The sequence below is a fragment of the [Muricauda] lutisoli (nom. illeg.) genome (assembly GCF_017313105.1).
GTDB classification, from domain to species: Bacteria; Bacteroidota; Bacteroidia; order Flavobacteriales; family Flavobacteriaceae; genus Flagellimonas; species Flagellimonas lutisoli.
Genome location: NZ_JAFLND010000001.1, coordinates 709,303 through 726,910 on the forward strand (window position 1 = coordinate 709,303; position 17,608 = coordinate 726,910).

At 41.4% G+C, this 17,608-nt stretch carries 17 protein-coding genes; 9 read left to right on the forward strand and 8 right to left on the reverse strand.

What is annotated here, in order from left to right; genetic code table 11:
* Positions 1-27: 27 nt before the first annotated feature.
* Together J0X13_RS03345 and J0X13_RS03350 are read right to left on the reverse strand one after the other, a co-directional pair.
* Entirely contained in the window at positions 28-780 is a 753-nt protein-coding gene (locus tag J0X13_RS03345) for a DUF6090 family protein (protein ID WP_207070044.1), read from the reverse strand.
* A gap of 89 nt (positions 781-869) precedes the next feature.
* A complete protein-coding gene (locus J0X13_RS03350) occupies positions 870-2,009 on the reverse strand; it encodes an amidohydrolase (RefSeq protein ID WP_207070045.1) in 1,140 nt (379 codons plus the stop codon).
* A 222-nt stretch (positions 2,010-2,231) separates the two neighbouring features.
* Here J0X13_RS03350 and J0X13_RS03355 point away from each other — a divergent pair, with 222 nt between their 5' ends.
* Genes J0X13_RS03355 through J0X13_RS03365 form a run of 3 tightly spaced genes read left to right on the forward strand, consistent with a single transcriptional unit; the run spans position 2,232 to position 3,839 of the window.
* Positions 2,232-2,888 (forward strand): TrmH family RNA methyltransferase, encoded by a 657-nt coding sequence (locus J0X13_RS03355; protein WP_207070046.1) that lies wholly within the window; start codon positions 2,232-2,234, stop codon positions 2,886-2,888.
* Positions 2,889-2,928: 40 nt separating this feature from the next.
* On the forward strand, positions 2,929-3,456 hold the full coding sequence (locus J0X13_RS03360) for an SRPBCC family protein (protein WP_207070047.1): 528 nt from the start codon (positions 2,929-2,931) through the stop codon (positions 3,454-3,456).
* 2 nt (positions 3,457-3,458) lie between these two features.
* Complete coding sequence (locus J0X13_RS03365; RefSeq protein ID WP_207070048.1) at positions 3,459-3,839, forward strand: VOC family protein; 381 nt, start codon at positions 3,459-3,461, stop codon at positions 3,837-3,839.
* A gap of 3 nt (positions 3,840-3,842) precedes the next feature.
* On the opposite strand, the gene J0X13_RS03370 is transcribed toward J0X13_RS03365, so the two are convergent.
* The 4 genes from J0X13_RS03370 to J0X13_RS03385 all read right to left on the reverse strand — a co-directional run bounded on the left by J0X13_RS03370 (position 3,843) and on the right by J0X13_RS03385 (position 8,966).
* Positions 3,843-5,531: an alpha-amylase family glycosyl hydrolase gene (locus J0X13_RS03370; protein ID WP_207070049.1), complete on the reverse strand. Its 1,689-nt coding sequence runs from the start codon at positions 5,529-5,531 to the stop codon at positions 3,843-3,845.
* Positions 5,532-5,628: 97 nt separating this feature from the next.
* Positions 5,629-6,414, reverse strand: a complete 786-nt coding sequence (locus J0X13_RS03375; RefSeq protein ID WP_207070050.1) for a carboxypeptidase-like regulatory domain-containing protein — start codon at positions 6,412-6,414, stop codon at positions 5,629-5,631.
* 75 nt (positions 6,415-6,489) lie between these two features.
* A complete protein-coding gene (locus J0X13_RS03380) occupies positions 6,490-8,238 on the reverse strand; it encodes a DEAD/DEAH box helicase (RefSeq protein WP_207070051.1) in 1,749 nt (582 codons plus the stop codon).
* A gap of 146 nt (positions 8,239-8,384) precedes the next feature.
* On the reverse strand, positions 8,385-8,966 hold the full coding sequence (locus J0X13_RS03385; protein ID WP_207070052.1) for a non-canonical purine NTP diphosphatase: 582 nt from the start codon (positions 8,964-8,966) through the stop codon (positions 8,385-8,387).
* 60 nt (positions 8,967-9,026) lie between these two features.
* Between J0X13_RS03385 and J0X13_RS03390 the strand changes: the two genes are divergently transcribed.
* Positions 9,027-9,479 carry a methyltransferase family protein gene (locus tag J0X13_RS03390; protein WP_207070053.1) on the forward strand — a complete coding sequence of 151 codons (453 nt, stop codon included), beginning with the start codon at positions 9,027-9,029 and terminating at the stop codon, positions 9,477-9,479.
* 158 nt (positions 9,480-9,637) lie between these two features.
* Complete coding sequence (gene serA, locus J0X13_RS03395) at positions 9,638-11,530, forward strand: phosphoglycerate dehydrogenase (RefSeq protein WP_207070796.1); 1,893 nt, start codon at positions 9,638-9,640, stop codon at positions 11,528-11,530.
* Here the strand turns inward: serA and rlmH are convergent, their stop codons facing one another.
* On the reverse strand, positions 11,531-12,004 hold the full coding sequence (gene rlmH / locus J0X13_RS03400) for a 23S rRNA (pseudouridine(1915)-N(3))-methyltransferase RlmH (protein ID WP_207070797.1): 474 nt from the start codon (positions 12,002-12,004) through the stop codon (positions 11,531-11,533). It lies immediately after the preceding gene.
* Positions 12,005-12,097: 93 nt separating this feature from the next.
* Here rlmH and nadC point away from each other — a divergent pair, with 93 nt between their 5' ends.
* Genes nadC through priA form a run of 4 tightly spaced genes read left to right on the forward strand, consistent with a single transcriptional unit; the run spans position 12,098 to position 16,820 of the window.
* Positions 12,098-12,955: a carboxylating nicotinate-nucleotide diphosphorylase gene (gene nadC / locus J0X13_RS03405; protein WP_207070054.1), complete on the forward strand. Its 858-nt coding sequence runs from the start codon at positions 12,098-12,100 to the stop codon at positions 12,953-12,955.
* Complete coding sequence (locus J0X13_RS03410; protein WP_207070055.1) at positions 12,956-13,936, forward strand: YihY/virulence factor BrkB family protein; 981 nt, start codon at positions 12,956-12,958, stop codon at positions 13,934-13,936.
* Complete coding sequence (locus J0X13_RS03415; protein WP_207070056.1) at positions 13,911-14,360, forward strand: DUF2147 domain-containing protein; 450 nt, start codon at positions 13,911-13,913, stop codon at positions 14,358-14,360. The genes J0X13_RS03410 and J0X13_RS03415 overlap by 26 nt, the downstream gene beginning before the upstream one ends.
* A 3-nt stretch (positions 14,361-14,363) precedes the next feature.
* Positions 14,364-16,820: a replication restart helicase PriA gene (priA, locus tag J0X13_RS03420; protein WP_207070057.1), complete on the forward strand. Its 2,457-nt coding sequence runs from the start codon at positions 14,364-14,366 to the stop codon at positions 16,818-16,820.
* On the opposite strand, the gene J0X13_RS03425 is transcribed toward priA, so the two are convergent.
* The gene (locus tag J0X13_RS03425; RefSeq protein ID WP_207026886.1) at positions 16,821-17,513 is read right to left on the reverse strand and encodes a LytR/AlgR family response regulator transcription factor; all 693 of its coding nucleotides are present in this window, start codon (positions 17,511-17,513) and stop codon (positions 16,821-16,823) included.
* Positions 17,514-17,608 lie beyond the last annotated feature (95 nt).

Genomic DNA, 17,608 nt, shown 5'->3' on the forward strand with positions numbered 1-17,608 from the left:
AAATGTGCTTAGGGGGATAATGGGAACTCAATACGTGGATTTGGTGTTCGAGAGCTCTATTATCCGGTCCATTGTTTTAGAAATATGATTTAGTTCCCCTGTCCAAGTGTTTGTGTTTACAATATTGTTGAGGTCGTTATACCTGTCGAGTACATAATTGTCAAAAGCGAGGGTTTCTAAAAAGGTCAAATCAATTCTTGGGTCCGACAACAGTTCTTTGTAGTCCAAACTATATTTAAAGTGCTCTTTTTCAAAAGGTTTTAAATGGTTGAGATAATTTTCACTGGCCCGTAATTCCTCTTCCTGATAATCGGACAGTACATCCTTCCAGCCAATGAGCAGTTGCCGTAGCTCATCATTGGAAATAATTTCTATCGTTGAATTGTTGAGCAAACTGTTTACGATTCCCGTGGAAGGGTTATAGGTGTAGGCAAAACTGACTGTAAATAGGTGATACGACAATGAGTCCAGGTTGTCTATAGTATTAACATCGATTGGCAAGCGCGATTTTAAGTATTCAGAAGACTTAAAGGTTCGTTTATGGTGGATCATTATAGAATCCAAAAGCTTTTTATTAGAGACGAATTCTTGGTGCAGGTCATTTAAAATAAATGTTTCCTTTTGTTTTTCCTTTCGCCTATCGTTCCAATTGTTTATTTGTAGCGCCAGTAAAATCCCGATTACTACAAGAAAAATTTCTCCAATGGCGTAGAGCACGTATTTTGTGAACTTGTTTTCGGTAAGCAATCGCTGCCGAATTTTTCGGAAAAATCTGATCATGGGAGGTTGGTTTTTCTAAAGATATGATTTTTATGTAATTAGGTGTTTGAGTATTACTTGGAGCTCTTGATAGATAGTATCCCACGTAATTATTTTTCTTTTAAAACATTTAAAACTATCGATTTGAACATCGAAAATCCAGTGGGGATTATGTCATCGGGAAAATCGTAATCCGCATTGTGCAAAGCTGGGGTCGATACCCCTGCACCAACACCAAACATGGCAGTTTTGTATGTTTTGGAGAACCAACCAAAGTCCTCCCCGAATTTGAAGGGTGTTTTTCTTTCGGTTAAGGTGAAATTATTTGCCTCGGCCGCTTTTCGAACAAACGCGTTACTTTCTTTGTCGACCATACTGGCCGGAAAATATTCCAACCATTCCAGCTCAAGTATCAGATTATGTTTCTTGGCGATAGTTTCCAATAAGAGGATCAAGTTTGATTTTAGCCTGTCCATTTTTAAAGTACTCCATGTGCGTAATGTATAGTGCAATTCGCCATTGGCCGGTGAAATCCCATAGGATTTTTGTCCCATGTTGATGTGGACAGGTGTTAAAATGGCAAAGTTTGCATTCGATGGGTCCGAAACATTCAATTGAGCTATTTTTTGAATCATATCTGATAGTCCCATGGCCGGATTGATTCCATTTTCTGGCTCTGATGCATGGGATTCTTTGCCCTTTACTTTTATGATGAGACTTTGCACTTCTGCAGAAAACCCGCTATTCATTAAGATAATTCGATGCCTAGGTTCCTTAGGGATATTGTGCAGTGCAAAGATATAATTGGTATGCAGGCTTTTGAATTTTTGATCCTCGATAATCCGTTTTGCGCCCTCTCCTGTTTCTTCAGCGGGCTGAAACAGTAAAATAACCGTACCCGAATCCACAGGTTTTTGTGCTAACCAATGTGCTATACTTGCAACAATGGCCATATGCCCATCATGACCACATTTATGGGATATACCCTTTTTTTGGGATTTATATTCCAATTTATTGGTTTCATCAATGGGGAGTGCATCCAATTCACAGCGAAAGGTGATGGTTTTGCCCTGCTTGGGAAATTTATATATGGCAGCTAAACCAGCTCCACCGATCCCTTCAATAATTTCAGTGGGATGGTGCTGTGCTATAAATTTTTTGATTATCTCCGCTGTTTTATACTCTTCGTTTGATAGTTCAGGGTTCGTATGCAATTTGTGCCGTAACTCAAGTATTTCCTTTTCAATCATTTTTAGATGCTGTAACCGCTTCAATCAAAGCTTTTAATACTGTTTCGGTTATCTTTTAGACTTAATGACCTCCCCGCCTCAATGGTCCAAATATCGTTTTCTTTTTTCTAAAGTTCAGCATTGAACTTGGTTCCCGCTTGAATGGTTTGCATCGGGGTCATTCCAAGATACCATTTCTATTTTTCTAAAACTCACATTTTCAATTTTTCCTATCTTGGTTTTATGTTTGATGATGATTTGTTGACATACCTTGAAACTTATCTTACCGAAGAACGAAAACAACGTTTTTTGGATGTCCTACAAAAGCGAACTAGGCATATCACCGTTGCTATTGAGGATGTTTACCAACTGCACAATACCAGTGCCATTATTCGTAGTTGTGATGTTTTTGGGGTGCAGGATGTTCATGTTGTGGAGGATCGATTTGGCAAACGTTTGGACAAGAATATTGCCATGGGCGCTGAACAATGGGTGGATGTAAGCAGGTATAAAGACACCACGGATTGTATTGCCCAATTAAAAAGTAAGGGTTACCAAATTATCGCTACCACACCGCACAATAATTCCACCTTACTGCCCGATTTTTTTCCTTCGAAAAAATCAGCTGTTTTTTTTGGAACGGAAAAGGAAGGATTATCTGAAGAGGTAATGCAGCAGGCGGATAGCTTCTTAAAAATTCCTATGGTCGGTTTTTCCGAGAGCCTGAATGTCTCTGTTTCAGCAGCCATCATAATACAGCAACTGGCCCAAAAAGTACGCGATTCCCACCTTGATTGGCAATTGACTGATATAGAGGTTCTTGAAAAACGATTGGATTGGACCAAAAAATCCATAAAAGATGTTCATGGCATCATAAAGAGATATCTGGCTGAACAATAATTTTTGTATTTTTAACTGTGAATCAATCAATTACACAGTTATGTTAGTACTTTATATCATTTTGGGCGTGGTGGTCCTTATTCTTATTTTGGCCGCCATTGCACCAAAAAACTACGATGTTTCCAGATCTATTGAGATCAATCGCCCCAAAAGTGTTGTTTTCGAATATCTCAAATCGTTAAAAAAGCAAGACGAATGGTCCCCATGGGGGAAACGCGACCCAAACATGGATAAGGAGTTCACGGGAACTGACGGTAAAGTGGGAGCCATCAGCCGGTGGAAAGGAAATAAGGAAGTAGGGGAGGGAGAACAGGAAATCACAAATATTGTGGATGGTGAGCGTATCGATTCCGAACTTCGGTTCTTGAAACCTTTTAAATCCACTTCGGATGCCTACATCATCACCAAAGAAGTTGATACGGATGTAACCAAAGTGGTTTGGGGCTTTTCTGGAAAGAACAAGTTTCCGATGAGCATTATGATGCTGTTCATGAACATGGACAAAGCGGTGGGAAAAGATTTTGAAGAAGGTCTTGAAAGTCTAAAACAAATTCTAGAAAACCAATAGTTATGGAAAGAAATATGGTAGGATGGTTCGAGATTCCTGTAGTGGATATGGACCGCGCAAAAAAGTTTTATGATACCGTATTCCAAATTACTGTCCAGTTGCACGATTTGGGAGGTACAAAGATGGGATGGTTTCCTGCGGATTATGATAAGCCTGGAACATCTGGGTCTTTGATTCAAAACAAGGATTGGTATAGACCGAGTAACACGGATGGGGTACTGATTTACTTTTCCAGTGCCGATGTGGACAACGAATTGTCGCGAGTGGAGAAAGCAGGGGGCAAAATTACGCAGCCCAAAACCCAAATCAGTCCGGACATTGGCTATATGGCTTTGTTCGTGGATACAGAAGGCAACCGAATTGCGTTGCATTCCAGACAATAAAGGTTATTCCACAAGCTCCAAGAGGGCGATGTCAAAATCATTTTCCAAGATTACCTTTCCGTTGGCCACAGTAACCTCGGTCCCGGAATAGGTATCGTACAGTTGGGTGCCATCACCGAAAAAACCTTTTACCCAGAGCGACTTTTTACCTTTTGGTAAATCCAATCCAACTACCACTTTGTCCCGATACTCCCCATTGTTATAAGTTCTGGAGAAAACATAGGGCGACTTGGCTAAACGCTTGTGCTTTCCAGCACCCACAGCAGGGTGGTTGGCTCGGAACTGACCCAATTTTTGCCAGTGCTCATGTATTTTTTTCGTTTCCGGTAGGCTGTCCAAATCTTCCCAATTCATAAATGATCGAAGCGAGGCATCGCCTTCGGTCCCTTCAATGGTCAAACTTCTTGAGGTTTCATCTCCATAATATACCTGTGAGGCACCTGGTGTGAGCAAAAGTACATTTGCTGAACGATAAGGCTTTGTTCGGTCCTTATCATATGGAGCGCCATCATCGTGCGAGGTTAAATAGTTGAGTACGCTTTTATCTTTTAGTTTGGTGTGGAGCAGTTTACTGTACTTTTTGAAAATGGTTTCGTAGCTTTTGTCCGCATCGTTTTTGAGTTCAAAATTGATAAGACTCTTGAACCCATAGTCAAAGTAGTCTACTTTTTTGTCACCAAAATCAAAATTTCTTCCGCCGGAAATACCGTAATTGTACACTTCACCGACCATATAAAATGGATTGTCGTCCAGAATTTTGTCCTGATGCTTTTTTTTCCACATTTCAAAAGCGTAGTTGGCCTCCTTGTGAAGGTCGGCCCATGCGTTTTCGTTTACATGCTTTACGGTATCCACACGGAAACCATCTACTCCTAAATCGTTAATGTAGTCCGTAAGCCATTTGATAATGTAGTATCGGGGTGCCCTAGGGTATCCAGTGCGGTCAAAAAACAACTGTAGTTCGTCGAGTTCCTTGCTCAAGCGGCCTTCCTCTTTCCATTTGGCCAACAGTGCGTCGGGCAGTTCCACGGGTTCATCCGATTCTGTAAGAATATCGGGCAAGTTTGCAACCAAAGTACAAGCGGTGGTATTCTCATAAGTTGTAAATTCACATTTAGGACCTGTCCTCACCCAATCATCTGGCCAAACGGGGTCTTTTTCGGTGACTGGTCCTGTATGGTTCAATACAACGTCCAACAGAATTCGTATACCCTTGCTGTGTGCGGTTTTTACTAAATTTTCAAGGTCTTTTTTTGTTCCAAAATTAGGGTCTATGGTGGTCCAATCCTTGGCCCAATACCCGTGATAACCATAGGTTTTCCCTGTGCCTTCGTCCGTTGCACCGTGAATTTGCTCTACAACCGGGGTAAACCAAATGGCATTTATGCCAAGGTCAGTAAAATACCCTTCTTCAATTTTCTGTATGATTCCCTGTATATCTCCGCCCTCAAAGCCTCTTAGAACAGCGGTTTCTTCGGTTCGGTCAAAATTAACATCGTTATCGGGGTTGCCATTGTTGAATCGGTCCGTCAGCAGAAAATAAATATTTGCACCTTCCCATACAAAGGGAATGTCCTTTCTTGGAGCTTCTTCTTCAACTACCTGCGCCTGTGTGACTTGCTGCTCTTTTTTAACTTTCTTGCAGCCAATAAGTGAGGATATGGAAAACAAAACAACAAGTAGTTTTTTCATGAATTGGGATTTTGTCTAAAGCTATAAAATGCGGGCGTAAAAATAAAATTTATTTATAGCCCTTTAAGCCGATCCCTTAGGTTTGAAATAGCGGTAATTATTGGTTTCTGTTCAGCACTTTGTACTCTTCGTAACAACTGGAAATAGCGTCCAGAATTTGAAGGTCGTTGGCTGTTTTTATGAAGGATTTGGAATAATTACAGTTGTTGAGAATATCCTCGATATCCACTTTTTCCAACTGGAGCAACTCTGTCAAGGTTTCTCTATCAAACTTTGACGCCAATAGATCTCTAATATTGTCATCATCCTTGATTTGGCGAAGCTTGCGCATTTGCCTTGGTTTTTTTCCAAAAAGATTTCGCAATAGATCGGCGGGGTTAAGGATAGCTCCCAAAACTTTGGTGACTGCACTTGGATTTCGGTTCCCGGCCTCATAACTGGTGGGAAGTCCTGAAATACTGTACTGTCGGGCATTGTTTATAGGGAGATTCTTTACATCAATCTCCAAATAACCTGTTAGTTGATAGGGTCTTACTACCACTTCTTCAAGGGCATAGGCAAGCTCCGTGAGGGCAATCTCGGTGTTTCCAAATCGAAACATATCGTTGGTGACCCTCACTTTTTGGGTTTTAAAGCCTAAATACGAAAAATAAAGAGTATCGTTAACCGCAGCTGGAATGGTAAACTTACCTTCAGAATTGGTAATGGTGCCTTTTACCTGATTAAGGTTGATCACGTGCACACTTTCCAAAGGAAACTCAGTTTGGGCATTGATTACCGTTGCGGTAAAATCCTTTACCTCTTGATTTTCTTCATTGTCTTCGACCTGTGAAAAACCAAACAGCGGAATTAGGGACAATAGTATAAGTAGTACTCTTCTCATGCAATCTTTGTGATAATAAAAATACTAAACAAAGAAAAATAAATAGCAGAGACTTACCATTTAATATAGAATTAACTAATAAAAGCCTTGTCTTTTCTTGCCTCCTTTTTTACTGTAACCGCCTTTTTTCCCTCCTTTGTAGGACTTATTGCCGCCTTTTCGGCCACCACCTTTTCGGCCTCTACGTTTTTTGCCTCCTTTTCCGCCACCACCACCTGGGTTTTTGGAAACCTCCACATTTACAAAGCGTCCGTCCACTTTAAAATCAGTGAAGGTTTGAAGGATGAACTCGGTAAGTTGCGCATCGGTATTAAAAAAGGAAAAAGAATCCTTGGTGTCCACATTGTAGACATCCTCCTTTTCCAGGTTCAACGTATCGCGGAGAAAATCTTTTAGGCTCATCCAATCGTAGCCGTCGCGTTCCCCAATGTTAATAAAGTAACGAACAGAACCTTCGCTAGGGATATCCCCCTTGGAGGAACCTTTCTCCTTGCCTGAATCTTGACTGTTAAGGTCTTTGGTCTTGCTATAGTAGTTGTAGAATTGGGTAAACTCTACGGAGAATATCTTTTTAATGAGCTCTTCGCGATCAATGCCTTCCAGAACATCGTTGATGGCAGGCAAATAGCTGTCAATCTCTTTGTTGACTTTGGTTTCTTTGATCTTATTTGCCAAATGATACAATTGAATCTCACAGATTTCGATGCCATCGGGAATCTTTTTTGATATAAATTCCTGTTGAATCTTCTTTTCAATGGCCTTGATCTTCCTCAACTCAGATCGTGTAATGATCACCATGGAGATTCCAGACTTTCCGGCACGTCCTGTACGACCGCTACGGTGGGTATAGGTTTCGATTTCATCCGGCAATTGATAGTTGATCACGTGGGTTACATCATCCACATCGATACCACGGGCCGCGACATCGGTAGCTACCAACATCTGCACCTGTTTTTTACGGAAGGAGTTCATTACCAAATCTCTTTGGTTTTGGCTTAAGTCACCATGTAGGGCACCAGCGTTGTATCCATCTTCGATGAGCTTTTCTGCCACACGTTGGGTATCTCTTTTTGTTCTACAGAAGACCACGGAGAAGATTCCGGGGTTGGCATCGGCCAAACGTTTAAGAGCCGCATAACGGTCACGTCCACCTACCACATAATACTCGTGCTGTACGGTGGAAGCACCTGCATTTTTGGACCCAACGGTAATCTCGATGGGTTTGTGCATGAACTTTTTGGCAATCGTGGCCACTTCCTTCGGCATGGTCGCCGAAAATAGCCATGTGAACTTTTCCTTTGGTGTATTGGACAAAATGTCCTTGATATCTTCGTAGAAGCCCATGTTCAACATCTCATCGGCTTCATCGAGGACACAATAGTCAATTTTTGAGATGTCGACCATATTTCGGCCGATCATATCCTTCATACGGCCAGGAGTGGCCACAACAATCTGTGCGCCTCTTTTTATTTGTCTGGCTTGATCGGTAATGCTGGCACCACCATAAATGGCGACAACATTAAGCCCTTTTACGTATTTGGAGTATAGTTTCAGTTCATTGGTGATCTGCAAGCAAAGCTCTCTTGTTGGAGAGAGGATCAATCCTTGAGTGGTTCTGCTGTCCTGTTGTATCTTTTGGATCATCGGAAATCCAAAGGCAGCGGTTTTACCTGTTCCTGTTTGGGCAAGGGCCACCAAATCGGTTTCCTGCTCCAATAATATTGGGATTGATTTTTCTTGTACTTCAGAGGGGGATTCAAATCCAAGGTCGGAAATAGCATCCAATAGGGGTTTGTCCAACCCCAAGGCTTCAAATTTTGTCATAGCGGTGTAAATACCTTAAATCGCAAATATGTTTGTGTTGTATAGAGCGATTTTTAGTATTTCCCGTTCAAGCCCATCACAACACCTTGCCCATACCGGCGGCGTTAATAAAGCGGCAAAGGTACACTTATTTTGATCGATGCAAGCTAAGTGGCGTTCTTTTTTAAGAATGCAGCCAATTTTTGAATGGCCCTACCGCGATGACTGATGGCGTTTTTGGTCTTGGAAGGCAGCTCACCAAAGGTTTGGTCGTATCCATCAGGTTTAAAGATGGGATCATATCCAAAACCACCTTCTCCATGTTGTTCGGTAGTAATTCGACCCTCAACAATGCCATCAAATGTAAAACTTTCACCTTGCAGGTTTAAATGGACCACGGTTTTAAAGTGAGCGGATCGAACATTGGTTCCTTCCAGTTCGGATAGTAGCTTTGTCATGTTGTCCGAGGCATTTTTTTGCCCTCCGGCATATCTGGCAGAATATACACCGGGAGCGCCATCCAAAGCATCAACAAGTAATCCTGTGTCATCGGAAAAACAATCCAGACCATAGGTTCGGGTTACATAATCGGCTTTGATCTTGGCATTTTCTTCCAACGTATCGCCAGTTTCAGGGATTTCATCAAAGCACTCTATATCTTTTAAGGAGAGTAGCTCAATGTTTTCGGGAAGCAACTGCTGAACTTCCTTTAGTTTATGGTCGTTATGGGTGGCAAAAACTAGTTTCAAATCAAAAAGGATTCTATTTTGAGTTTCAAAAGTAGTAATTTCGGACTTTAAGCGATTTTTATGAAAATGAAAGTGCCACCGGCCATAGTGATGTTGGTTTTTGGAGGATTAATGTATGTATTGGACAAATTTTTGCCTGTGGGTGAATTTGATTTTTTTGGCAAGCATGAACTGGCAATGTTTCTTTTTGGCCTTGGTGTTGTGGTGATTTTGATATCGGTAATCCAATTTTTCGCCAGAAAAACCACAGTTGACCCATTGAATCCCAATAAAACTTCAAAATTGGTAACCAATGGCATCTATAAATTTACCCGAAACCCGATGTATTTGGGCATGCTTCTTTTTTTGTTGTCCTTTGGTCTAAAATTGGGCAATGCATTCAATACGTTGGTTGCAGCTGGGTTTGTATCGTACATGAACCATTTTCAGATTAAACCCGAAGAAGAGTCCTTAATGGAACTGTTCGGTAAGGAATATAACATCTATTGCAAGCTGACAAGGCGTTGGTTCTGAGAAACGGAAGTTAAAAAATGTACTTTTTTGGGTGGCATTTAAAACAAATCGTAACGGATTTTTGATTTATCCGCAAATGTGTAAGGTTTTTGATAAGTTCCGATTATAAGGATAGAATTAATGTTTAATTTTATGCCTTAATTTTTTTGAAACAACTCATGGTGGAAACAGGACGCAAATATGTGTTCGATTTTGATAGTACGCTCACACGTGTTGAAGCGTTGGATGTTCTTGCGGAAATGACCCTGCAAGGCAACCCAAAAAGAGACGAGATCGTGGCGGAAATCCAAAAGATCACCAATTTGGGTATTGATGGGGATATTTCCTTTACGGAATCCTTGGAACGAAGAATCCGTTTGTTGAATGCCAACAAGAGCGACTTGGAAGACTTAGTGGTCGAACTCCGTCAAAAGATTTCAAAGTCTATTGAAGCGAACAAGGAATTCTTTTACGAGTATTCCGATGATATCTATGTGATTTCCTGTGGTTTCAAGGAATTTATAGACCCTATTGTTGAAGCGTACAACATACCATCCGATAGGGTATATGCCAATACCTTTACCTTTGATGAGGAAGGCAACATTACAGGTTTTGATGAAAACAATGTACTGGCGGCCCACAACGGAAAAATAGAATGTTTAAAAAACTTGGATCTGGAAGGCGAGGTCCAGGTAATTGGCGATGGCTATAGCGACTACGTAATGCGCGAAGCTGGTATCGCCCATAAATTTTTTGCCTACACAGAAAATGTGCATCGTGAAAAAGCGGCCAACAATGCCGACCACGTAGCGCCGAATTTAGATGAATTTTTATTTATAAACGATTTGCCAAGAAACTTATCATACCCCAAGAACAGAATCAAGATCCTTTTACTGGAAAATGTGCATCCAGCTGCTTTTGAAAATCTTTCTGAAGAAGGTTTTTCGGTTGAGCTGATTAAAACCAGTCTTTCCGAAGAAGACCTTATTGAACGCATTAAAGGTGTTCATGTGCTGGGAATCAGGTCCAAAACCCAGGTAACCCAAAAAGTGCTCGATGCCGCCGATAAATTGATGGTAGTCGGTGCATTCTGTATTGGAACCACACAAATAGACCTCGATTACAGCAAAAAGAAAGGAGTAGTGGTCTTTAATGCGCCGTACAGCAACACCCGTTCCGTTGTGGAGCTTGCCGTTGGGCAGACCATTATGCTCATGCGAAGCATTTTTCCACGAAGCACGGAAATCCATAGTGGAGAGTGGAATAAGACTGCTGCAGGTTCACAGGAGGTGCGTGGCAAAAACCTTGGTATTGTGGGTTACGGAAACATCGGTAAACAAATGTCTGTTTTGGCCGAAGCCATGGGGATGAAAGTGTATTACTACGATGTAAACGATCAATTGGCGCTTGGTAACGCTGTAAAATGCGATACGTTAGAAAATCTATTGAATGTTTCCGATGTGGTCACCCTGCATGTGGACGATAATAAGGCCAACAAAAACTTTATTGGGGAGCGAGAGATCAATCAAATGAAGAATGGAGCCAAACTCATTAACCTCTCCAGAGGGTTTGTAGTTGATATCGATGCCTTGGCCAATGCGCTTAAAAGTGGAAAATTGGGCGGCGCGGCCATCGATGTCTATCCATCCGAACCACGAAGCAACGGGCCATTTGAGACTCCATTACAAGGGTTGTCCAACGTGATTCTCACTCCCCATATTGGAGGTAGTACAGAGGAAGCACAACGGGATATTGCCGATTTTGTTCCCAATAAGATCATGGATTATATCAATTCTGGAAATACAGTGGATGCTGTAAACTTCCCCAATATAAGATTGCCCAAACAGAACAAGGCGCACCGATTTTTGCATATTCACCGAAACGTTCCTGGTATTATGGCAAAAATCAATGAAATATTGGCGCAATACGGGCTTAATATTTCCGGACAGTATCTTTCTACTGATAGTGAGGTAGGTTATGTGATCACCGATTTGGACAAAGAGTATGATAAGGATGTGATCAAGGCTCTCAAGAAAATCGAGAACACCATCAAGTTTAGAGTACTTTATTGATTATTGGTGATGATAGGGCTCATTTCTTAATATGGTGAACCCCCTATAAATCTGCTCCACAATGAACAATCGAACCATTTGGTGGGAAAATGTCATTTTCGACAGACTTATTTTTCCAGAACTTTTGGCGTAAACGTCATCGCTAAAGCCGTAAGGTCCACCGATGACCAATACCAGGTTTTTAATACCGCTGTTCATTTTTTTCTGTAAAAACCGGGCAAACTCGACAGAGGTGTATTGTTTTCCTTTTTCGTCAAGCAAAATTAAAGTGTCCGTTGGTTGCAGTTGCGCTAGGATCAATTCGCCCTCTTTTTCTTTTTGCTGGGTTTCGGAAAGATTTTTGCGGTTTTTTATATCCGGAATCACTTCCAGTTGAAACTTGATGTAATGCTTCAGTCGTTTCTTGTAAACGGTTATAAGTTCTTCCAGTTCAGACTTATCGGTTTTGCCAATGGCGATCAAAGTAATCTGCATGCCCAAAAATAAACGTTTCACCTTAAATTAAGCATGTCAAAGTGATGTACAACGAACAATGTTTTTATTATTTTCGTTTAAAACCCCAATTGGATGATTTCCGAAGAACAATTTCAAAACGAACTGGATTTGATCATTGCCAATGCCGTTAGGGAGGATGTTGGTGATGGTGACCATAGTTCCCTGGCCTGTATCCCTGAATCGGCAAAAGGAAAGGCAAAACTACTTGTAAAGGACGAGGGTGTCTTGGCTGGAGTAGGATTTGCCAAACAAGTATTCAACTATGTTGATCCGGATTTGACCATGGAGATTTTGCTGGAAGATGGAGCGCACGTCAAATATGGCGACATCGCTTTTTATGTGGAAGGTAGCTCACAAAGTATTTTAAAGGCAGAGCGATTGGTGCTCAATGCCATGCAACGTATGAGTGCCATTGCCACCAAGACGCAGGATTTTGTTTCTATTTTGGACGGGACCGGAACCAAGATATTGGATACTCGAAAAACCACTCCCGGTATTCGTGCTTTGGAAAAATGGGCCGTTAAAATCGGAGGAGGTGAAAATCATAGGTTTGCCCTGTATGACATGATCATGCTCAAGGATAACCATATCGACTTTGCGGGGGGAATCACAAAAGCCATTCAAAAAACACAGGATTATTTAAAAGAAAAGGACAAGAACCTAAAGATTATCGTTGAAGCCAGGAATTTGGATGAAGTAGATGAAATATTGAAATCAGATGGTGTATACCGTATTCTTTTGGACAATTTTGATTACGATGATACGCGCGAAGCAGTGCAACGAATAGGGGACAAGTGCCTTACCGAGTCTTCGGGCGGCATTACAGAGGATTCGATTCGAAAATATGCCGAATGCGGCGTGGATTATATTTCATCCGGAGCCTTGACCCATTCCGTTTACAATATGGACCTAAGTTTAAAAGCCGTTTAAATGTCCGCAGCTATAGAAGAGAAATTGGAAAAAATACCCGTAATCAATTGGATTGTACGGTTGTTGAAAAAAATTAAGCTCAAAGCTTTTGAGGGACTCTCTTTCTATGATCTTATTGAAATGTATTTGATGGGAATTGTCAAAGGAGCACTTTCTTCGAGGGCCAGTTCTATCGCTTTCAGTATTTTTCTTGCGTTGTTCCCTCTACTGATTTTTTTGGTGACCATGATTCCTTTCATTATTCCATACGTAAGCGTGGGCAATGAGAACTTCGATGCACAGTTTTTGGACTTTTTGGAGTCTTTTCTTCCTTCGGCAACGAGTGATTACTTTGGCGATATCTACCAGCAGATAAAAGACCAAAAGCAAGGAGGCCTATTGTCCTCTGCGTTTATTTTGTCCATTTTTCTTATGGCAAATGGCGTCAATGCCATATTTGGGGGATTTGAGAATTCCTATCATGTTGAATTGACAAGGAACTTTTTTCGTCAGTATGCTTATGCCTTAATGGTAGGCCTGATTCTATCCATTTTATTGATTGTGGGTGCTGTGGCCTTCGTTTATTTTGAATTTTATATTGTGGAATATACCAGTGAATATCTGGGTAAAACGTTAGGGTACGATGTGGAGAAAGGGGATACCATTGGCATACAAGTGGCGAAAATCCTTTTCTTCCTTTGTTTGTCTTACTTTACCACTGCCATACTTTATTATTTTGGTACTGCGGAAGGTAGAAAAGCCCGATTCTTTTCTGCAGGTGCACTAATGACGACCCTATTGTTTTTATTGACTTCATATCTTTTCGGAATATACGTAGAGAAGTTTGCACGCTACAACGAACTTTACGGCGCTTTGGGAGGATTGTTGATTTTAATGGTGTTCATATGGCTGAATTCTAATATATTATTGTTAGGTTTTGAACTGAACGCAACCCTTAACTCTTTAAAAAAACGACATGAAAAGCAGCAAAACCCTGAATAAATGGATATTTCTCGCCTGTTTTCTGCTTTGCCAGATAACTTGGTCACAATCCGTTTTCGGAAAATGGAAAACCATTGATGACCGCAATGGAATCACCAAGGCTATCATAGAAATATATAAGGAAGATGGATTGATGCACGCCAAGGTTGTTGAAATTTTGGAGGATGGCAAAAAAGGGGCTTTGTGCACTAAATGCGAAGGTGATAAAAAAGATAAGCCCATTCTCGGCATGAAGATCATGGAGGATTTCGAGAAGAACAATAAAGGTATTTACAAGGGAGACACCTTGTTCGATCCTGAACAGGCCATGACTTTTAAAGGAAGGGTGTGGTTGGATGAGGATAATGAGAACCGACTTAAAGTAAGAGGGTATTTGGCATTTTTATACAGAACCCAAACATGGCACAGGGTTGTAGAGAATTGATGTATGGATTATTTTTTGGACGTTGTTCTGCCCATTCCTTTAGAAAAACTCTTTACCTATAAGATTTCGGAGGCCGAAGCGGATTTTATCAAGGAAGGAATGCGCGTGGCCGTTCCTTTTGGTAAATCAAAAATATATACGGCCCTTGCGTATCGCGTACATCAAAATGCACCTGAAGCCTACGAACCCAAGGAAATTTATCAAATTCTTGATGAGCACCCTGTAGTAACAGAAGTGCAGCTCAAGCATTGGGAATGGGTGGCCAAATACTATATGTGCACCTTGGGAGAGGTAATTCGGAGCGCCCTGCCCAGTGCTTTTATGTTGGAAAGCGAAACACTGGTTTTGCCCAATAAAAATGCAGAAGTTGATGAATCGGAACTTACTGATGACGAGTTTCTGATATTTGAAGCATTACAACATCAAACTGCTTTGAAAATTTCTGAGGTAAGCGACATTGTCGACAAGAAAAATGTACTGAAGCTCATAAATATGCTGGTCCACAAAGGCGTGGTGCTGCAAAAAGAGGAATTGTACGAGCAATACAAACCTAAATTGGTCCGCTACGTCAAACTTTCCGAAAAATATGATGACGAAGAAAAACTAGCCGATTTACTGAACGAGCTAGCCCGAGCGCCCAAACAAAGCCAAGTAGTACTGTCCCTATTTCAACTAAAGGCCAAAAGCACCAAACCCATTCCCATTGCCGAATTGGAAAAGGAAAGTGGGGCTTCCCGAGCTGTTGTCAAGGCGCTAATTGATAAAGATATTCTAGAGGAATACCACATCCGGAAAGACAGGGTAGAGTTTGATGAGCGCTCCGATGCATCAAAGCATATAGATTTAAATGAATACCAGCATCAGGCTTTGGAGGATATCCATAAAGGTTTTGATCAAGGTAAGCCCGTATTACTACATGGAGTTACATCATCGGGAAAAACGGAAGTTTATGTGAAACTGATTCAAAAATGTTTGGATGAGGGCCAACAAGCCCTTTATTTACTGCCAGAAATAGCATTGACCTCCCAATTGATTAATAGGCTGAGGCATTATTTTGGACATCAAGTATCCGTTTACCATTCAAAATATAGTATCCATGAAAGGGTCGAGGTATGGAACAACGTACTGAAAAATGCCGAAAAGGCCCGGATAGTGATCGGTGCCCGTTCGTCCCTCTTCCTTCCCTTTTCCAATTTAGGTTTGGTCGTGGTGGACGAGGAGCACGAAAGCTCCTTTAAACAATTTGACCCTGCACCGCGCTACCACGCCAGGGATGCCGCTGTGGTTTTGGCCGCCCTACATAAGGCAAATATTGTTCTGGGGTCGGCAACACCGAGTATTGAGAGTATGTTCAATGCCAAGACCCATAAATATGGCTACGCTTCCATTGCACATAGGTTTGGCGATGTGTTGATGCCTGATATCAACTTGGTGGATATCAAAGAAGCTACCAGAAAACGCCGAATGAAGGGCCATTTTTCCGAAGTACTCGTTAAGGCCATTACCGATGCGCTGGAAGAGGGGGAACAAATCATTCTTTTTCAAAATAGAAGGGGGTTCGCTCCTGTGGTGGAATGTACTACCTGCGGTCATGTGGCGCAATGTCCCAATTGCGATGTAAGCTTAACGTACCACCAGCATAGAAACCAATTGCGTTGCCATTACTGTGGTTATCACATGGCGTTGCAGCAGGCTTGTTTGGCTTGTGGCAGTCCCACTTTGGACAATAAAGGCTTTGGTACCGAACAAATTCAACAGGAGTTGGGGCAGTTGTTTCCAGATGTTTCCGTGGGGCGAATGGATTTGGATACTACTCGAGGAAAATATGCGTATGAAAAGATTATCTCCTCTTTTGAAAATCAAGAGATGGATATTTTGGTAGGTACCCAAATGGTGACCAAGGGGCTTGATTTCAGAAATGTAAGTCTGGTAGGCATCATGAATGCGGATTCCATGCTCAATTTCCCCGATTACCGAGCCCATGAGCGTAGTTTTCAAATGCTGACACAGGTAGCGGGTAGGGCAGGGCGCACTCAAAAACGAGGTAAAGTACTGATTCAGACCTATAACCCCTACCATCAAATATTGCAGCAAGTCACCACGAACAGTTACGATAAAATGTTCAAGGAGCAGTTTTACGAAAGGGAACAGTTTAAGTACCCACCTTTGGTGCGTCTTATCAGAATCACGTTAAAGGATAAGGACTTCAATAAATTGAACGAAGCTGCGGATTGGTTGGCGGGTTCGTTGCGCAATGTGCTCGGTGCAAACATTCTTGGGCCCGAATATCCGCCGGTGGCACGAATTCGACGAGACTATCTTAAAAATATAATGATCAAGATTCCGCGAGATCAACCGTTGGCACAAACAAAAAATAGCATTAAAAGAATTGAAAAATCTTTTAATGCTATTTCCAAGTATAAAAGTGTAAGACTGGTCTACAATGTGGACCACATATAATTATACATTGGCCAGCGCTTCTGCTAGTTCTGTCTTTTTGTTTCTACTTAAAGGAATCTGTCTGCCCCCTACTTCAACATTTTTACTGTTGAATTTTTCAATCTTCTCCAGATTCACAATATAAGATTTATGGATACGTAGAAATTTTTCGGACGGCAATTGCTTTTCGAAAGATTTCATGGTGGAAAGGATTACGATATTGGCCTCATCTGTGACCAATTTAATGTAATCTCCCAAAGCCTCGATCCATTTGATATCATTTAGGATCACCTTACGTTTTTTGAGGTTACTCTTAACAAAGATGTGCTCTTCGTCCTCATCAACCCTGTTCATTTGTTCGTATTTGGCAACGGCTCTTTTTACAGAAGCTTCAAAACGTGCCAAAGTAATGGGTTTGTGAAGGTAATCGGTAACGTCGTAATCGAACGCTTTAAGTGCATAATCAGGTTTTCCGGTAATCAGAATAACCTGTGGAGGGTTCTCTAGGGCCTCTAGAAGGTCAAAACCGCTGATGATTGGCATTTCAACATCTAAAAAGATAAGGTCAATTTCATGGTTTTTCAGGCCATTTTTAGCTTCAATGGCGTTACTGTACTCAGCAACCAAAGCTAGGTGTGGATGATTGTTGACCAACTTCGCAACAGCCATGCGCTGCATCGAGGAATCGTCTACAATTATACTTTTTAATTTCATAGAATGGGGTGATTTGTAGGGTTTTAAATCATCGGCAAATTACATAAAAAAGCCGTTTAGGAGCAACAAAAGATGTAAACATGGTATATTTTGTT

Coding starts and splice junctions, on each gene's coding strand:
- J0X13_RS03345 (WP_207070044.1), bottom strand. CDS start 780: ATGATCAGATTTTTCCGAAAAATTCGGCAGCGATTGCTTACCGAAAAC.
- J0X13_RS03350 (WP_207070045.1), bottom strand. CDS start 2,009: ATGATTGAAAAGGAAATACTTGAGTTACGGCACAAATTGCATACGAAC.
- J0X13_RS03355 (WP_207070046.1), top strand. CDS start 2,232: ATGTTTGATGATGATTTGTTGACATACCTTGAAACTTATCTTACCGAA.
- J0X13_RS03360 (WP_207070047.1), top strand. CDS start 2,929: ATGTTAGTACTTTATATCATTTTGGGCGTGGTGGTCCTTATTCTTATT.
- J0X13_RS03365 (WP_207070048.1), top strand. CDS start 3,459: ATGGAAAGAAATATGGTAGGATGGTTCGAGATTCCTGTAGTGGATATG.
- J0X13_RS03370 (WP_207070049.1), bottom strand. CDS start 5,531: ATGAAAAAACTACTTGTTGTTTTGTTTTCCATATCCTCACTTATTGGC.
- J0X13_RS03375 (WP_207070050.1), bottom strand. CDS start 6,414: ATGAGAAGAGTACTACTTATACTATTGTCCCTAATTCCGCTGTTTGGT.
- J0X13_RS03380 (WP_207070051.1), bottom strand. CDS start 8,238: ATGACAAAATTTGAAGCCTTGGGGTTGGACAAACCCCTATTGGATGCT.
- J0X13_RS03390 (WP_207070053.1), top strand. CDS start 9,027: ATGAAAATGAAAGTGCCACCGGCCATAGTGATGTTGGTTTTTGGAGGA.
- serA (WP_207070796.1), top strand. CDS start 9,638: ATGGTGGAAACAGGACGCAAATATGTGTTCGATTTTGATAGTACGCTC.
- rlmH (WP_207070797.1), bottom strand. CDS start 12,004: ATGCAGATTACTTTGATCGCCATTGGCAAAACCGATAAGTCTGAACTG.
- nadC (WP_207070054.1), top strand. CDS start 12,098: ATGATTTCCGAAGAACAATTTCAAAACGAACTGGATTTGATCATTGCC.
- J0X13_RS03410 (WP_207070055.1), top strand. CDS start 12,956: ATGTCCGCAGCTATAGAAGAGAAATTGGAAAAAATACCCGTAATCAAT.
- J0X13_RS03415 (WP_207070056.1), top strand. CDS start 13,911: ATGAAAAGCAGCAAAACCCTGAATAAATGGATATTTCTCGCCTGTTTT.
- priA (WP_207070057.1), top strand. CDS start 14,364: ATGGATTATTTTTTGGACGTTGTTCTGCCCATTCCTTTAGAAAAACTC.
- J0X13_RS03425 (WP_207026886.1), bottom strand. CDS start 17,513: ATGAAATTAAAAAGTATAATTGTAGACGATTCCTCGATGCAGCGCATG.